Here is a 14,522-nt window from a genome sequence, read left to right as displayed (position 1 = left end):
GAAAAGCGGTGGGGCGCTGTCGCAAGGCCGGATCAGCGAAGATCGGCGCAGACATATTTGACGTCGGTGAAGGCCTCGAGCCCGTGGCGCGAGCCCTCGCGGCCGAGGCCCGACTGCTTCACTCCGCCGAAGGGTATCGGCGCGCCGGTGATCTTCACGCGGTTGACGGCGACCATGCCGTAGTCGAGCGCGGCGGCGAGCCGGGCGGCCCGCGCGCCGTCCTTCGTCACGACATAGGCGACGAGGCCGTATTCGCAATCGTTCGCCCGGGCGACGACTTCGGCCTCGGCATCGAAGGGCGTCAGGGCGGCGACCGGCCCGAAGGTCTCCTCGCGCATGATCAGCGCCGCCTCCGGCACGTCGGCGAGAACCGTCGGCCGGAAGAACAGCGGCCCGGCCGCGTGGCGGGTGCCGCCGGTCAGAAGCCGGGCGCCGCGCGCCAGCGCATCCCGGACCTGCGCCTCGACCTTGGCGACGGCACGCCCGTGCATCAGCGGGCCGATCCGCGTTGCCTCGTCGAGGCCGTTGCCGACCCGAAGCGCCGCCGCCTTTTCGGCGAAGCGCCGGGCGAAGGCGGCATAGACCGGCCGCTCGACATAGATCCGGTTGGCAGCGAGGCAGTCCTGCCCGGAGGTGGCGAACTTGGCGTCGATGGCGGTGTCGACGGCCCGTTCGAGATCGGCGTCGGCAAAGACGATCAGCGGGGCGTGGCCGCCGAGTTCCATGACGAGGCGCTTGACCGTCGGCGCCGAACGCGCGGCGATCAGCCGGCCGATCTCGGTCGAGCCGGTGAAGCTCATCGCCCGGACGCGGCGATCGGCGCACATCGTCCCGACGATGGTCTCGGCATCGCCGGTGACGACGTTGAAGACGCCGCCCGGAAAGCCCGCCCTGTCGGCGAGTTCGGCGAGTGCGAGGGCCGAGAGCGGCGTTTCGGCAGAAGGATGGGAGACGACGGTGCAGCCGGCGGCGAGCGCTGCCGCGGCCTTTCGGGTCAGCATGGCGGCGGGGAAGTTCCATGGCGTCACCAGGCCGGCGACGCCGACCGGCACGCGCGAAACGCTCATTGCCGCATCGGGCAGATGGCTCGCGACGCTCTCGACCGAGACGCGCTTCGCCTCTTCGGCGTAATAGTCGACGAAGGAGGCGGCGTAGTCGATCTCGCCCAGCGCCTCCGACAATGGCTTGCCCTGTTCGAGAACCATCAGGAGCGCAAGGTCGTGTTTCGCCGCGAGGATCCCGGCGTGCCAGCGCCGCAGCACCGCCGCCCGCTGTTGCGGCAGCAGCGCCTTCCAGCCGGCGAAGGCCGCCTGAGCCGCATCGATCGCCGCCTCAGCGCCGGCCGCGTCGAGCGATGCGACATGGGCGAGCGTCAGGCCGGAGGCGGGGTCGGTCACGGGAAAGGTGGAGCGATCGGCAGCGGCGATCCAGCGGCCGTCGACGAAGGCCTGCTCGCGAAAGAGGCGCGGGTCGGCGAGGCGGTCGAGGTCGGGGTGAAAGTCGTTGCGGGCGAAGACGGCGCTCAAGGATCACCTCCTGGCTGTTCCGGCAGGGCGACCGGAAGGCCGGCGGACGTCGCCGGCACGAGGGTGAACCTACGGGTTCCGCGGCAGAGGGATGGGCTGAAGAGGGGCTTGCGCCAGTCCGAACGGGCTGAAGTCGACGGCTTTGCGAGAGAGTCTCTCTCCGGGGCGCTCTTTTTCCGACTCGCCGCCGCCCGCCCACGACGTTCGCACATCTCGCCGGATCGCTTGCCACGATTGCAGTGTACAGCCGGCCGAACCGCCAAGATGTCAGATTTTACAGCCGCTTACGCCAACGCAATTTCAATGGCTTCGGTCAATTCTCATCCGCCGGCCAAGCACGGCGGGAGTGCCGCTGCTGTCCTCTGCCGAACGTGTCGATCTCGTGGCATTCGGGCCTGGCTGGGGGGCAAGATCTCTCGTGGCAGCGAGACCAACGCGCTCACCCCTCGGCCTCCTTCACCGTGCGGGTGACGATGTAGGTGAAATAGCGGGCGATGCCGATCTCGCGCTGCAGCCAGCCGTCGACGAGCCGCTGATAGGCGTCGACGTCCCGCGCGACGACCTTGAGGAGATAGTCGACGCCGCCGCCGACGGACCAGCAGGCGACCACCTCGGGCGTCGCGCGCACCACCCGCTCGAAGCGGTCGAAATCGGCCTGGCGGTGCTGGCCGAGGGTGATCTCGACGAGCACCGTCGTCTGCGGCGCGATGAGCCGCCACTCGATCCGGGCATGATAGCCCGCGACGAGGCCGGTGCGTTCCAGCCGCTTCAGCCGCATCCAGCAGGGCGTCGGCGAAAGCCCCACCGTCTCGGCGAGCTTCAGCTTGGTGATCCGACCCTCCTTCTCGATGGCGGCGAGGATCTTCAGGTCGATGGCGTCGAGCTTGATATCCGGCATCGGCTTGGCGTTCCCCCTGGCGGCGTCGCCGTCCATATTGCCGAATGACATGATTTGCGAAAGAGTGCTTTCATGACAATGGCCTTTCTCGATCCCGCGGCCCTCTCGCGCCCCGTCTACCAGTCGCTCGCCGACCAGATCGCCCGGGCGATCGCCGACGGCCGCCTCGCCAACGGAGCGCAGCTGCCGCCGCACCGCATTCTCGCCCACGAGTTGAAGATCTCGGTCCAGACGGTCAGCCGGGCCTATGAGGAGCTGATCCGGCGCGGCCTCGTCTCGGGCGAGACCGGCCGCGGCAGCTTCGTGCGGCGCCAGGAGCCGGCGAGCGACGTTCCCTATCTCGAGGAGCGGCCGGGCGAGACCATCGACCTGTCGATCCTGAAGCCGGTCTGCGAGACCATGCATCTCGACCGGATGAAGGCGGTGCTCGCCGAGATGGCGGTCGACCTGCCGGCGAGCGCCGCCCTCTCCTTCCGGCCGAACGTGATCTTCCCGGGTCACCGCGCGGTGGCGGTCGAATGGCTGCGCCACTGCGGCGTCGAGGCGTCGCCCGGCAACGTCATCCTGACCAACGGCGCGACCGCCGGCATGACCGTGGCGATGATGAGCGCGGCGAGCACCGGCACGGTGATCGCCACCGAAACCCTCGGCCACCACACGCTGGTGCCGCTGGCGAGCTATCTCGGCCTCAAGATGGCCGGCGTCGCCATCGACGACGAGGGCATGGTGCCGGAAGCGCTGGCGGCGCTCTGCCGGCAGGAGGACGTGCGGGCGGTGTTCCTGCAGCCTTCGCCGATCAACCCCTCCGCCTCGATGATGGGGCTCGCCCGCCGCGAGGCGCTGATCGCGGTCGCCCGCGAAAACGCCCTGTCGATCATCGAGAACGATCCGCTGGGACCGCTGATCGAAGACCGGCCGCCGCCGGTCGCGGCCCTCGCCCCGGAACGCACGCTCTATGTGACGACCTTCACCAAGTCGGTGCTGCCGGGGCTGCGCACCGGCTATCTCGTCGCGCCCGACCGGCTGATGCCGGCCGTCGCCAACCGCCATCTCGTCAGCCACTGGATCGCGACGCCGCTGCTTGCCGAGGTCGCCTCGCGCTGGGTGCGCGACGGCACGGCGATGGATCTCGTCCGCTGGCAGCGCAAGGCGCTGGCGCGCCGCCAGGCGACCGTCGCCGAGATGCTGGCGGGGATCGACCACCGCGCCCATCCGATGGGGCTGCACGTCTGGCTGCCGCTGCGCAGCCGCACCGAGGAGGAGGTCTTCGTCGCCCAGGCGCGGCTGCGCGGCGTCGCGCTCGCGCCGGGCCGCAGCTTCCAGATCGGCCGCGACGAGCACCCGGCGGTGCGCATCGCCGTCGGCTCGGCCAGCGAGGCCGAGCTGAAGGCCGGGCTGCGCGTCGTCGCCGGGCTCTATCACGCGGCGCCGGAGCCGCTGCTGCTCGCGATCTAGGCATCGACGCGCCGGACCGGGCAGCAGAGCTGCGCGATTGATATGCAGTCATGGAAATATTGTCATGATTTGATTTTACAGATTGACGTGATTTGCTTCCGGGACACATCGTAGGGCGTCCGAGACAGACGAACGCCGATCGAGGAGACCCGTGGCCGAGCCGATCATCACCCTCAACGCCGTGACCAAGCGCTTCGGCTCGCTCACCGTGCTGGACGGCCTCACCTTCCAGGTCGAGCCGGGCGAGAAGCTGGCGCTGATCGGGCCGTCCGGATCGGGCAAGACCACGATCCTGCGCATGCTGATGACGCTGGAGCACCCCTCGGAGGGGCACATCACCGTCGACGGCGACCAGCTTTTCCACATGCGCCGCGGCGAGACCCTCGTCCCGGCGAACGAGAAGCACCTGCACGAGATGCGGCGCAAGATCGGCATGGTCTTCCAGCACTTCAATCTCTTCCCGCACAAGTCGGTGCTCGACAACGTCACCCTCGCCCCGATCCTGACCCAGAAGGTCTCGAAGGCCGACGCCGAGGCGCGGGCGATGGAACTCCTCGACATGGTGGGCCTCGCCGACAAGGCCGGAGCGATGCCGGCACAGCTCTCCGGCGGCCAGAAGCAGCGCGTGGCGATCGCCCGCGCCTGCGCGCTGCGGCCGAAGATCATGCTGTTCGACGAGGTGACGTCGGCGCTCGACCCGGAACTCGTCGAAGAAGTCCTGAACGTCATGCGGCTGCTCGCCGAGGAGACCGACATGACGATGCTGCTCGTCACCCACGAGATGAACTTCGCCCGCGACTTCGCCGACCGGGTGCTGTTCTTCGACGCCGGCCGGATCATCGAGGACGGCCCGCCCTCGGAGATCTTCACCAATCCCACCCACGAGCGCACCCAGAGCTTCCTGCGCAAGGTGCTCGCCGCGCATTAGCGCATCAGCGCATCGGCCGGCGCCGCCGCGGCCGCGTGCCGAGCGGCGCCCCGACCCAGAGACGACCCCCAGCCGACCCAGAGACGACCCCAGAAAACGGAGCTGCCATGACATCCCCGACCGCCGCCAGCCGAAACGCCGTCTTCGCTCTCGCCCTCGCCGCCATCGGCCTCGCCGGGTCCGCGCCCGCCCGCGCCGACGACGCGCTCCAGGCTCTGAAGGACAAGGGCGAGGTGAAGATCGCCATCGGCAACGAGCCGCCCTACACCGAGCTGAAGTCCGACGGCACGGTCACCGGGGCGGCCCCCGACGTCGCCCGGGCGGTGTTCAAGAAGCTCGGCATCGACAAGCTCGATCCCGTCGTCTCCGAATACGGCGCGATGATTCCGGGCCTGCAGGCCGGCCGCTTCGACGCCGTCACCGCCGGCCTGTTCATGAAGCCGCAGCGCTGCCGCGCCGTCGCCTATTCCGAGCCGGTGCTGTGCGACGCCGAAGCCTTCCTGGTGAAGGAGGGCAACCCGAAGAATCTGACCACCTTCAAGTCGATCGCCGACAGTTCCGACGCGACGATCGGGGCGCCAGGCGGCGGCACCGAGGAGCGGCTGGCGCTCGAGGCCGGCGTGCCGCGCGACCGCGTCATCGTCGTGCCGGACACCCAGAGCGGCCTGACCATGCTGCAGCAGGGCCGGATCGACGTCTATTCGCTGCCGGTCCTGTCGATCAACGCGCTCGCCAAGATGGCCGGCGGCGGGGTGGCCGTCGTCGCGCCGGTGGAGGATTCGCCGATCGCCTGCGACGGCGCGGCCTTCCGCAAGGACCAGACGGACCTGCGCGACGCCTTCGACAAGGGTCTCGCCGAGCTCAAGAAGTCGGGCGAATTCAAGAAGATCGTCGAGCCCTACGGCTTCTCCGCCGAGGCCGCGATGAAGACCTCGCGCGAAAAGCTCTGCTCGGCCGCCGAGTAAGAGGCGGGGCGCTCCGAAGGAGCCACCTTTGCACTGCGAGCGCGGGAATCCGCTGCGCTCGCGGGTCATAGTAGCCCCTCATCCTGAGGTGCGAGCGTAGCGAGCCTCGAAGGACGAGGGGCGCTTGGCGGAGACCAGCGAAGCGACGTCATCCTCGAGCCTGTCCCGAGGATCTCCTGCCATCGATGGGATGGGCCCGCGCCGATGTCCGCCCTTCTCCGACGCTTCTGGGGCGGACACGCCAGTAGCTCCTCGGGACAAGCCCGAGGATGACGCCGCGGAGGGAAAGAGACGCTGCGGCGAAGTGAGCATAGCCGTTGCGGCTGCGGGGCGACCTCGGCGCTGAAGGTGCCCGTCATGCAGCGGCGCGAGCGCAGCGAGCCTCGAAGGGCGAAGGGCGCCAGTGACTGACTCCATCGGGCTCCAAGGGAACCCACCAACACCAACCCCGGAGACCTGAACCTTCATGGAGATGTGGCTCGGCTATCTGACGCTGATCCTCCACGGCGCCTGGATCACCGTCCAGCTCACCGTCTATGGCTGCGCCTTCGCCCTCGCCGTCGCCTTCGTGGCCGGCCTCGGGCGGATCTCGCGCCTGGCGGCGCTGCGCTGGCTCTCGGTCGGCTACATCGAGTTCTTCCGCGGCACCTCGATCTTCGTCCAGCTGTTCTGGATCTACTACGTGCTGCCGCTGATGGGCTTCACCCTGACGCCGATGCAGGCGGGCGTCCTCGCCCTCGGCCTCAATGTCGGCGCCTACGGGGCGGAGGTGGTGCGCAGCGCCGTCCAGGCCGTCGACGAGGGCCAGAAGGAAGCGGCGCTCGCCGTCAACCTCACCCGTTTCCAGACCATGCGGCACGTCATCCTGCCGCAGGCCTTCGTGATCATGCTACCGACCTTCGGCAACAACGCCATCGAACTGTTGAAGGGAACCGCGATCGTCTCCCTGATCTCGCTGTCCGACATGACCTTCCAGGCGCAGGTCGTGCGCGGCCAGACCGGCAACACGGCGGTGCCCTTCATCACCATCCTGATCCTCTATTTCGCCATCGCCATGGTCATCACCTTCGCCGTGCGGGCGCTGGAACGGCGCCTGACCCGCGGTCTCGACGGCGTCAGGGCATAGGAGGCGGCGATGGACTGGGACTGGCAATTCGTCCGGGAGATCCTGCCGACCCTCGCCGAGGGCGCCAAGATCACCATCATCGCGACGCTGCTCGGCTATCTCCTCGCGGTCGTGCTCGGCCTCGTCTTCGCGATCATGCGGCGATCGACCAACCGCCTCGTCTCGCGGCCCACCGCCGGCCTCGTCGAGTTCGTGCGCGGCACGCCGCTGCTCGTGCAGCTCTACTTCCTGTTCTACATCCTGCCGGAGGTCGGCATCACCCTCGCGCCGCTGGTCGCCGGCGTCATCGGCCTCGGCCTGCATTATGCGACCTACACCTCCGAGGTCTACCGCGCCGGCATCGACAACGTGCCCCGCGGCCAGTGGGAGGCGGCGAAGGCCTGCAATCTCACCGCCCGCCAGAGCTGGCGCCACGTCGTCCTGCCGCAGGCGATCATGCCGGTCATCCCGGCGCTCGCGAACTATCTGATCGCGATGTTCAAGGAGACGCCGCTCCTGTCGGCGATCACCGTCCTCGAACTGATGAACCAGGCCCGCTCGATCGCCAACTACAACTACCGCTATGTCGAGCCGATCACCCTCGTCGGCGTGTTCTTCCTCGTCATCAGCCTCGTCTCGGTGATCGGCGTGAAATATCTCGAACGCCGCTTCGGCGGCTACGGCAAGCGCGGGCGGGCGGCGACATGACGGCGATCCGGGAGGGGACGGGAGCGTCCCTCAGGCGCGACGACCGGCCGGTGGAAAAAAGGATCGGGCTGATCCTTCTGGCGACCGACCACACCAGCGAGCCGGACTATGCCCGCCTCGCCGCCGCTTCCGGGGTGGGCGTCTATGCGGCGCGGGTCGAATACGCCAATCCGACGACGCCGGAAAACCTCCTCGCGATGCGCCCGCGGCTCGCCGCGGCGGCGGCGTCGATCCTGCCCGGCGCCGATCTCGACGCCGTCTGCTTCTCCTGTTCCTCGGCCTCGGCGGTGATCGGCGATGCGGCCGTCGCGACTGCCATTCAGGCGGGCAAGCCGGACGTGCCGGTGGTGACGCCGGCCCTTTCCGCGGCGCGCGCGCTGCGAGCGCTCGGCGCCCAGCGGATCGCCATGCTGACGCCCTATCTCGTCGAAACCACCCGGCCGCTGCTTTCCTATGTCGAGGAAAAGGGTTTCGACGTCGCGGCCGCGACCTGCCTCGGCTTCGACGACGACCGCGAGATGGCCCGCATCGCGCCCGCCGCGATCGTCGAGGCGGCGGTCGAGGCGACGCCGGACGACGCCGAGGCGCTCTTCGTCTCCTGCACGGCGCTGCGGGTCCTTCCGGTGGTGGCGGAGATCGAGCGGCGGATCGGGCGGCCGGTGGTGACCTCGAACCAGGCGACGATCTGGGAATGCCTCGGCCGCTCCGGCGTTTCCCCCGCCGGGCCGGAAGCGGGACGGCTCTTCGCGATGCCCTTCGAAGCTTGAGGAACGACGGCGCGATGGAAGAGGTCGGTCTTGCGACGATCGAGGCGGCGGCACGGCGCATTGCGGGCTCCGTCCGGCATACGCCGGTCGAGCGCTCGGCATCGCTCTCCGAGCGCGTCGGCGTCCCCGTCCACCTGAAGCTCGAACACCGGCAGGAGACCGGCGCCTTCAAGCTGCGCGGCGCGACCAACGCCGTGCTGTCGCTGAGCGACGCCGAGCGAAAAAGGGGCGTCGTCGCCGCCTCGACCGGCAATCACGGCCGGGCGCTCGCCCATGCGGCGAAGAAGGCCGGCGCGCGCTGCGTCGTCTGCCTGTCGAACCTCGTTCCCGCCAACAAGCGCGACGCGATCACCGCCCTCGGCGCCGAACTCTGCGTCGTCGGACGCAGCCAGGACGACGCGCAGCGCGAGGTCGACCGGCTGGTCGAGACGGAGGGGATGGTGCCGGTTCCGCCCTTCGACCATCCCGCCGTCGTCGCCGGCCAGGGCACCATCGGGCTCGAGATCGTCGAGAGCGTCCCAGACGTCGAGACCGTGCTGGTGCCGCTCTCCGGCGGCGGGCTGATCGCCGGCGTCGCCGCGGCGGTGAAGGCGAGGCGGCCGCGTGCCCGCATCGTCGGCGTCTCGATGCGGCGCGGCGCCGCCATGCAGGCGAGCCTTGCCGCCGGGCACCCGGTCGAGGTCGAGGAACTCGCAACGCTCGCCGATTCGCTCGGCGGCGGCATCGGGCTCGACAACCGCCTGACCTTCCGCATGGTCCGCGACCTCGTCGACGAGGTGGTGCTCTTGACGGAGGCCGAGATCGCCGCCGGCATGCGCCACGCCTATTTCGAGGAACGCGAGATCGTCGAGGGGGCGGCGGCCGTCGGCATCGCGGCGCTGATCGCCGGCAAGGTGGCGGCCGGCGGACCGGTGGTGGCGCTCGTTTCGGGCAGGAACGTCGCCATGGATCTCCATGCCCGGATCGTTGCCGGTGCGAACTCATTGGAGGAGGCCGCCTGATGCCCGAGATCCGCATCCTCACCGAGGCCGAGCTGCGCGGCTTCGTCGCCCTCGACATCGAGATCGTCGGGGCGATCGAGGCGGCGTTCGCGGCGCTGGCGACGAAGCCCGTGGCGATGCCGCCGATCATGCGGCTCGACATTCCCGAGCATCGCGGCGAGGTGGACGTGAAGACCGCATACGTCCCCGGCCTCGACGGCTTCGCGATCAAGGTCAGCCCCGGCTTCTTCGACAATCCCAGGCTCGGGCTTCCGAGCGTCAACGGGCTGATGATGCTGCTCTCGGCGCGGACCGGGCTGGTCGAGGCGCTGTTCCTCGACAACGGCTATCTCACCGACGTCCGAACCGCCGCCGCCGGCGCCGTCGCGGCAAAGCACCTCGCCCGGCCGGATGCGGAGACCGCCGCGATCCTCGGCGCCGGCGTGCAGGCGCGGCTGCAGCTTCGGGCGCTGACGCTCGTGCGGCCGATCCGCAGCGCGCGGATCTGGGCGCGCGATGCGGCGAAGGCGGAAGCGGCGGCGCGGGAGGCCTCCGCCGATCTCAGGATCGCCGTCACCGCGGCGAACGATGCGCAGAGCGCCGTCGAGGGCGCCGACGTGATCGTCACGACGACGCCGGCGGAAACGCCGATCCTCTTCGCCGACTGGCTGTCGCCCGGCCAGCACGTCACCGCCATGGGCTCCGACGCCGAGCACAAGAACGAAATCGAGCCGGCGGCGATCGCCAAGGCCGACCTCTACGTCGCCGACAGCCTGACGCAGACCCGCCGCCTCGGCGAGCTCCACCATGCGCTCGCCGCCGGTCTCGTCGCCGGGGACGCCGGCCTTGCCGAACTCGGCGCGATCGTCGCGGGCCTTGCCGCGGGCCGCACCGCCGCCGGCGCCATCACCATCGCCGACCTCACCGGGACCGGCGTCCAGGACACGGCGATCGCCACCCTCGCCCACCGCCGGGCGCAGGAGCGCGATCGCGGAACACGCTTTGCAACCTGACAGGAAAGACGGCCCGATGTCGGCCCCTCAGCTGAAATTCACCCGCGAGGAATATGCGTCCCGGCTGGAGAAGACCCGCCGCGCCATGCAGGCACAGGGCGTCGACGCCCTCTGGGTCTCCGACCCCTCCAACATGGCGTGGCTGACCGGCTATGACGGCTGGTCCTTCTACGTCCACCAGGGCGTCCTCGTCCCGCCCGAGGGCGAGCCGGTCTGGTTCGGCCGCGGCCAGGACGCCAACGGCGCCAGGCGCACCGCCTATCTCGGCCACGACGACATCGTCGGCTATGCCGACCACTACGTCCAGTCGACCGAGCGCCATCCGATGCAGGCGCTCGCCGCGCTGATCGAGGAGCGCGGCCTCGACCGGCTCGCCATCGGCGTCGAGATGGACAATTACTGGTTTTCGGCCAAGGCCTTCGCGGTGATGCAGGACCGCCTGCCGAACGCCCGCTTCGTCGACGCGACGGGGCTCGTCAACTGGCAGCGCGCGGTCAAGAGCCCGCAGGAACTCGACTACATGCGCATCGCCGGCCGGATCGTCGGCGCGATGCACCGGCGCATCGTCGACAAGATCGAGCCCGGCATGCGCAAGAACGACCTCGTCGCCGAGATCTTCGACGCGGGCACCCGCGGCGTCGACGGGCCGGACGGGCGCTTCGGCGGCGACTATCCGGCGATCGTGCCGCTGCTGCCGTCCGGCGCCGATGCCTCGGCCCCGCACCTGACCTGGGACGACAGGCCGATGCGGACCGGCGAAGGCACCTTCTTCGAGATCGCCGGCTGCTACCACCGCTATCACTGCCCGCTGTCGCGCACGGTGTTCCTCGGCAGGCCGAGCCAGGCCTTCCTCGACGCCGAGAAGGCGACGCTGGAGGGCATGGAGGCCGGCCTGGAAGCCGCGAGGCCCGGCAATCGCTGCGAGGACATCGCCAACGCCTTCTTCGCGGTGCTGAGAAGATACGGCATCGTCAAGGACAACCGCACCGGCTATCCGATCGGGCTTTCCTATCCGCCGGACTGGGGCGAGCGGACGATGAGCCTTCGCCCGGGCGACAGGACGGAGCTGAAGCCCGGCATGACCTTCCACTTCATGACCGGCCTGTGGCTCGAGGACATGGGCCTCGAAATCACCGAGAGCCTCGCCATCACCGAGACCGGCTACGAACTCCTCGCCGACGTGCCGCGCAAGCTGTTCGTGAAGGAGTGAGGAAACGATGTTCGGACCGGAACCCGTCGCCGAAATGCCGCCCTCGCCGGTGGTCGCCAAGGTCGAATTCGACGCCGACGGCATCCATCACGGCTTTCTGCGCATGCCCTACAGCCGCGACGATTCGGCCTGGGGCTCGATCCTGACGCCGATCACCGTCGCGAAGAACGGCGACGGGCCGACGGCGCTTCTGACCGGCGGCAACCACGGCGACGAATACGAGGGGCCGATCGCGCTGTTCGACCTCGCCCGCAATCTCGACATCTCCGAAGTGACCGGCCGGATCGTCATCGTGCCGGCGCTGAACTATCCGGCGTTCCGGGCCGGCACGCGCACCTCGCCGATCGACAGGGGCAACCTCAACCGGTCCTTCCCGGGCCGGCCGTTCGGCAATCCGACCGAGAAGATCGCCGACTTCGTCACCCGCAACCTGCTGCCGATGGCGGATCTGGTGCTCGACTTCCATTCCGGCGGCAGGACGCTCGACTTCCTGCCGTTTGCCGCCGCCCACGTCCTCGACGACAAGGACCAGGAGGCGGCGTGCTTCGCCGCCGTCAGGGCCTTCGGCGCCCCCTATTCGGTGAAGATGCTGGAGATCGACGCCGTCGGCATGTTCGACACCACCGCCGAGGCGATGGGCAAGGTGTTCGTGACCACCGAGCTCGGCGGCGGCGGCACCGCGAGCGCCCGCACCGCCGCGATCGCCAAGCGCGGCGTCCGCGATCTCCTGCGCCATGCCGGCATCGTGAAGGGCGAACCGGAGATCCGCGCCACGCGCTGGCTCGACATGCCGGACGAACGCTGCTTCACCTTTTCCGAGATCGACGGGCTGATGGAGCCGCTGGTCGACCTCGGCGAGACGGTGCGAGAGGGCCAGCCGATCGGGCGCGCCTGGCCGATCGACCGCACCGGCCAGGACCCCTACACCTACACCGCCAAGATGGACGGCATCCTCGCGGCCCGGCACTTTCCGGGGCTGGTCAAGGCCGGCGACTGCATCGCCGTCCTCGGCGTTCTCGACTGAGGCAACGGGTGACGATCCGGGCCGGCGCTCTCATGCGTCGGCGCCGCCGCGATCGCGGCGCAGCGTCGGCAGGCCGATACCCGCGGCGTCGAAACCGCCGTCGACCCCGAGGATCTGGCCGGTGACGTAGCTCGACCGCGGCGAGCAGAGGTAGAAGATCGCGTCGGCGAGTTCCACCTCGAGGCCGTAGCGCTCGAGCGGGATCGTGTCGTGATAGTCCTTGCGGATCGCCGCGCTGTGGACCGCCTTGGCCATGGCCGTGTCGACGGGGCCCGGCGCCACCGCATTGACCCGGATGCCGAGCCCGGCGAGTTCCACAGCCTGCTGCTTGGTCAGATGCTTCAGCCCGGCCTTGGAGGTGCCGTAGGCGACCCTCAGCGTCGAGGCCCGGAAGCCGGAGATCGAAGTGATGTTGACGATCGCGCCGCCGCCGGTCTTCGCCATTTCGGGCGCGGCCCGGTTGGTCATCAGGAACGGCCCGCCGAGATTGACCGCGAGCACCCGCTGCCATTCCTCGTGGCTCGTCTCGAGCAGCGGCTTGAACACCGCCGTGCCGGCATTGTTGACCAGCGCGTCGAGCCGGCCGAACCGCGCCATCACTTCGCCGACGGCCCGCGCCGCCGCTTCCGGCTCGGCGACGTCGGCGGTGATCGCCAGCGTCGCCTCGGGGCGGCCGAACGCTGCCACCGCCGCTTCCTGGGCAGCGCCGTCGATGTCGAGCAGCGCGACCTGCCAGCCTTCCTCCAGGAAGCGCTTCGCCGTCGCGAGGCCGATGCCCCGCGCCGCGCCGGTGACCAGCGCGACCTTCTGCTGTTCGGACATTCGTTTCGTTCTCCCTCGTTTGAAAGCAGATCGGACACGTCGCGCATCCGGCTACCCCCCTCTGCCTGCCGGCATCTCCCCCACAAGGGGGGAGATCGAATTCGCTCTGGCGATGCGGCCTCGTTCTGAACGGTCGATGCGTCATGCCTCTATCCGCTCGTCTGCGCAGCCCTGTGAAGCCGCCAATCTCCCCCCTTGTGGGGGAGATGTCCGGCAGGACAGAGGGGGGTGCCTCGGCACCAACGCCCACCGCCATTCATCATTCTGGCACCACAACCAGCTCGAAGGTCACGCAGACCGGATTCTCACCCCGTACGAGCACCCCCTCGAAGATCGTCCCGTCCATCGCGACGACCGCGACGTCGAGCCGGGCGCGCCCCTCGGCCAGGTGACCTCGCCGGATGAGAAGCTCCGAGGCGTAGGAGTGCATCGCCGGGCCGGCCGCAAAGCGGGCGCCGTTGAGGCTGCCGATGCCGTGGATGCGGGCGGCCGCGATGCCCTCCTCGGCGCAGATCGCCTCGATCGCCGCGCTGACGTCCTGGTTCGGCCGCAGCGTCAGGGCGAGCGCGGCGGGACCCGCCGGACGAAGCCCGGAAGCGGCCGAGGCGGCGCGCTCTGCGGCAAACAGGCGGAAATTCGTCTCCACGTCCTGGCGCGACTCGAAGACCGCTCCGCGCAGGCCGACCCCGGTGATGCGGACGGGCTCGGCTGCACGGCTCTCGGCCGGCAGCATGTGGCCCATGGCAAGCGGCCCGGTCCCGGCGCGCCAGAGGCCGTGGCAATGGACGAAGGGCGCGCCGTCGCGCCGCCCGACGATCGCCCCGGCCTCTTCGACGGTGACGACGCCCTCCGGGGCGAAGGTGTTTGAATACCAGGCAGCGTGATCCGGCCCCGGCGATCCGGCCGGCATCACGTAGCGAAACGGCGACAGGCGGGCGCCCGCCATCGCCACATAGGCGGCGTCGCAGCCGGCCGCCGCAACGGCCCTTCCGAGGCCGGCCTCCATCGTCTCGCCGGGTTCGACGGTGACGTCGAGCCGCACCGCCCCGCCCCAGGCGCTCGCATGGCGGATCGTGGCGACCGGGCCGGGATGGCGGATCTGACGCAGTTCGTTCGTCATG

Annotated in this window: 14 protein-coding genes; 10 read left to right on the top strand and 4 right to left on the bottom strand. The window is 69.7% G+C overall.

All coding sequences use genetic code 11. The features are described from left to right. Nucleotides 1–32 precede the first annotated feature (32 nt). A complete protein-coding gene (locus J1C47_RS04705; protein WP_207349569.1) occupies nucleotides 33–1,526 on the bottom strand; it encodes an NAD-dependent succinate-semialdehyde dehydrogenase in 1,494 nt (497 codons plus the stop codon). Nucleotides 1,527–1,965: 439 nt separating this feature from the next. After that, complete coding sequence (locus J1C47_RS04700) at nucleotides 1,966–2,424, bottom strand: Lrp/AsnC family transcriptional regulator (protein ID WP_207349568.1); 459 nt, start codon at nucleotides 2,422–2,424, stop codon at nucleotides 1,966–1,968. Nucleotides 2,425–2,496: 72 nt separating this feature from the next. On the opposite strand from J1C47_RS04700, the gene ehuR reads away from it, so the two are divergent. The 10 genes from ehuR to doeB all read left to right on the top strand — a co-directional run bounded on the left by ehuR (nucleotide 2,497) and on the right by doeB (nucleotide 12,579). Beyond that, the gene (gene ehuR, locus J1C47_RS04695; protein WP_207349567.1) at nucleotides 2,497–3,879 is read left to right on the top strand and encodes a MocR-like ectoine utilization transcription factor EhuR; all 1,383 of its coding nucleotides are present in this window, start codon (nucleotides 2,497–2,499) and stop codon (nucleotides 3,877–3,879) included. Between the two features lie 151 nt (nucleotides 3,880–4,030). Continuing rightward, nucleotides 4,031–4,807 (top strand): ectoine/hydroxyectoine ABC transporter ATP-binding protein EhuA, encoded by a 777-nt coding sequence (gene ehuA, locus J1C47_RS04690; RefSeq protein ID WP_342591932.1) that lies wholly within the window; start codon nucleotides 4,031–4,033, stop codon nucleotides 4,805–4,807. 107 nt (nucleotides 4,808–4,914) lie between these two features. Beyond that, nucleotides 4,915–5,772 (top strand): ectoine/hydroxyectoine ABC transporter substrate-binding protein EhuB, encoded by an 858-nt coding sequence (ehuB, locus tag J1C47_RS04685; protein WP_207349566.1) that lies wholly within the window; start codon nucleotides 4,915–4,917, stop codon nucleotides 5,770–5,772. A 466-nt stretch (nucleotides 5,773–6,238) separates the two neighbouring features. Next, nucleotides 6,239–6,898, top strand: coding sequence for an ectoine/hydroxyectoine ABC transporter permease subunit EhuC (gene ehuC, locus J1C47_RS04680; RefSeq protein ID WP_207349565.1), 660 nt, complete (start codon nucleotides 6,239–6,241; stop codon nucleotides 6,896–6,898). Between the two features lie 9 nt (nucleotides 6,899–6,907). Continuing rightward, the gene (ehuD, locus tag J1C47_RS04675; RefSeq protein WP_207349564.1) at nucleotides 6,908–7,585 is read left to right on the top strand and encodes an ectoine/hydroxyectoine ABC transporter permease subunit EhuD; all 678 of its coding nucleotides are present in this window, start codon (nucleotides 6,908–6,910) and stop codon (nucleotides 7,583–7,585) included. Then, nucleotides 7,582–8,352 carry an ectoine utilization protein EutA gene (gene eutA, locus J1C47_RS04670; RefSeq protein WP_207349563.1) on the top strand — a complete coding sequence of 257 codons (771 nt, stop codon included), beginning with the start codon at nucleotides 7,582–7,584 and terminating at the stop codon, nucleotides 8,350–8,352. The genes ehuD and eutA overlap by 4 nt, the downstream gene beginning before the upstream one ends. Nucleotides 8,353–8,366: 14 nt before the next feature. Further along, entirely contained in the window at nucleotides 8,367–9,353 is a 987-nt protein-coding gene (gene eutB, locus J1C47_RS04665; protein ID WP_207349562.1) for a hydroxyectoine utilization dehydratase EutB, read from the top strand. Continuing rightward, nucleotides 9,353–10,345, top strand: coding sequence for an ectoine utilization protein EutC (eutC, locus tag J1C47_RS04660; protein WP_207349561.1), 993 nt, complete (start codon nucleotides 9,353–9,355; stop codon nucleotides 10,343–10,345). The genes eutB and eutC overlap by 1 nt, the downstream gene beginning before the upstream one ends. Nucleotides 10,346–10,361: 16 nt before the next feature. After that, nucleotides 10,362–11,555, top strand: a complete 1,194-nt coding sequence (gene doeA / locus J1C47_RS04655; RefSeq protein WP_207349560.1) for an ectoine hydrolase DoeA — start codon at nucleotides 10,362–10,364, stop codon at nucleotides 11,553–11,555. Nucleotides 11,556–11,562: 7 nt separating this feature from the next. Beyond that, nucleotides 11,563–12,579, top strand: a complete 1,017-nt coding sequence (gene doeB / locus J1C47_RS04650) for a N(2)-acetyl-L-2,4-diaminobutanoate deacetylase DoeB (RefSeq protein ID WP_245396359.1) — start codon at nucleotides 11,563–11,565, stop codon at nucleotides 12,577–12,579. Between the two features lie 30 nt (nucleotides 12,580–12,609). Here doeB and J1C47_RS04645 read toward each other — a convergent pair whose 3' ends face one another. Further along, nucleotides 12,610–13,401 (bottom strand): SDR family NAD(P)-dependent oxidoreductase, encoded by a 792-nt coding sequence (locus J1C47_RS04645; RefSeq protein WP_207349559.1) that lies wholly within the window; start codon nucleotides 13,399–13,401, stop codon nucleotides 12,610–12,612. A gap of 259 nt (nucleotides 13,402–13,660) precedes the next feature. Continuing rightward, a complete protein-coding gene (locus tag J1C47_RS04640; protein ID WP_207349558.1) occupies nucleotides 13,661–14,521 on the bottom strand; it encodes a PCC domain-containing protein in 861 nt (286 codons plus the stop codon). Nucleotide 14,522: the final 1 nt, after the last annotated feature.

The sequence above is a fragment of the Jiella sonneratiae genome, assembly GCF_017353515.1.
Taxonomy (GTDB): domain Bacteria; phylum Pseudomonadota; class Alphaproteobacteria; order Rhizobiales; family Rhizobiaceae; genus Jiella; species Jiella sonneratiae.
Note: the sequence above shows the minus strand (reverse complement) of the source record. Positions and strands in the feature narration are given on the sequence as shown.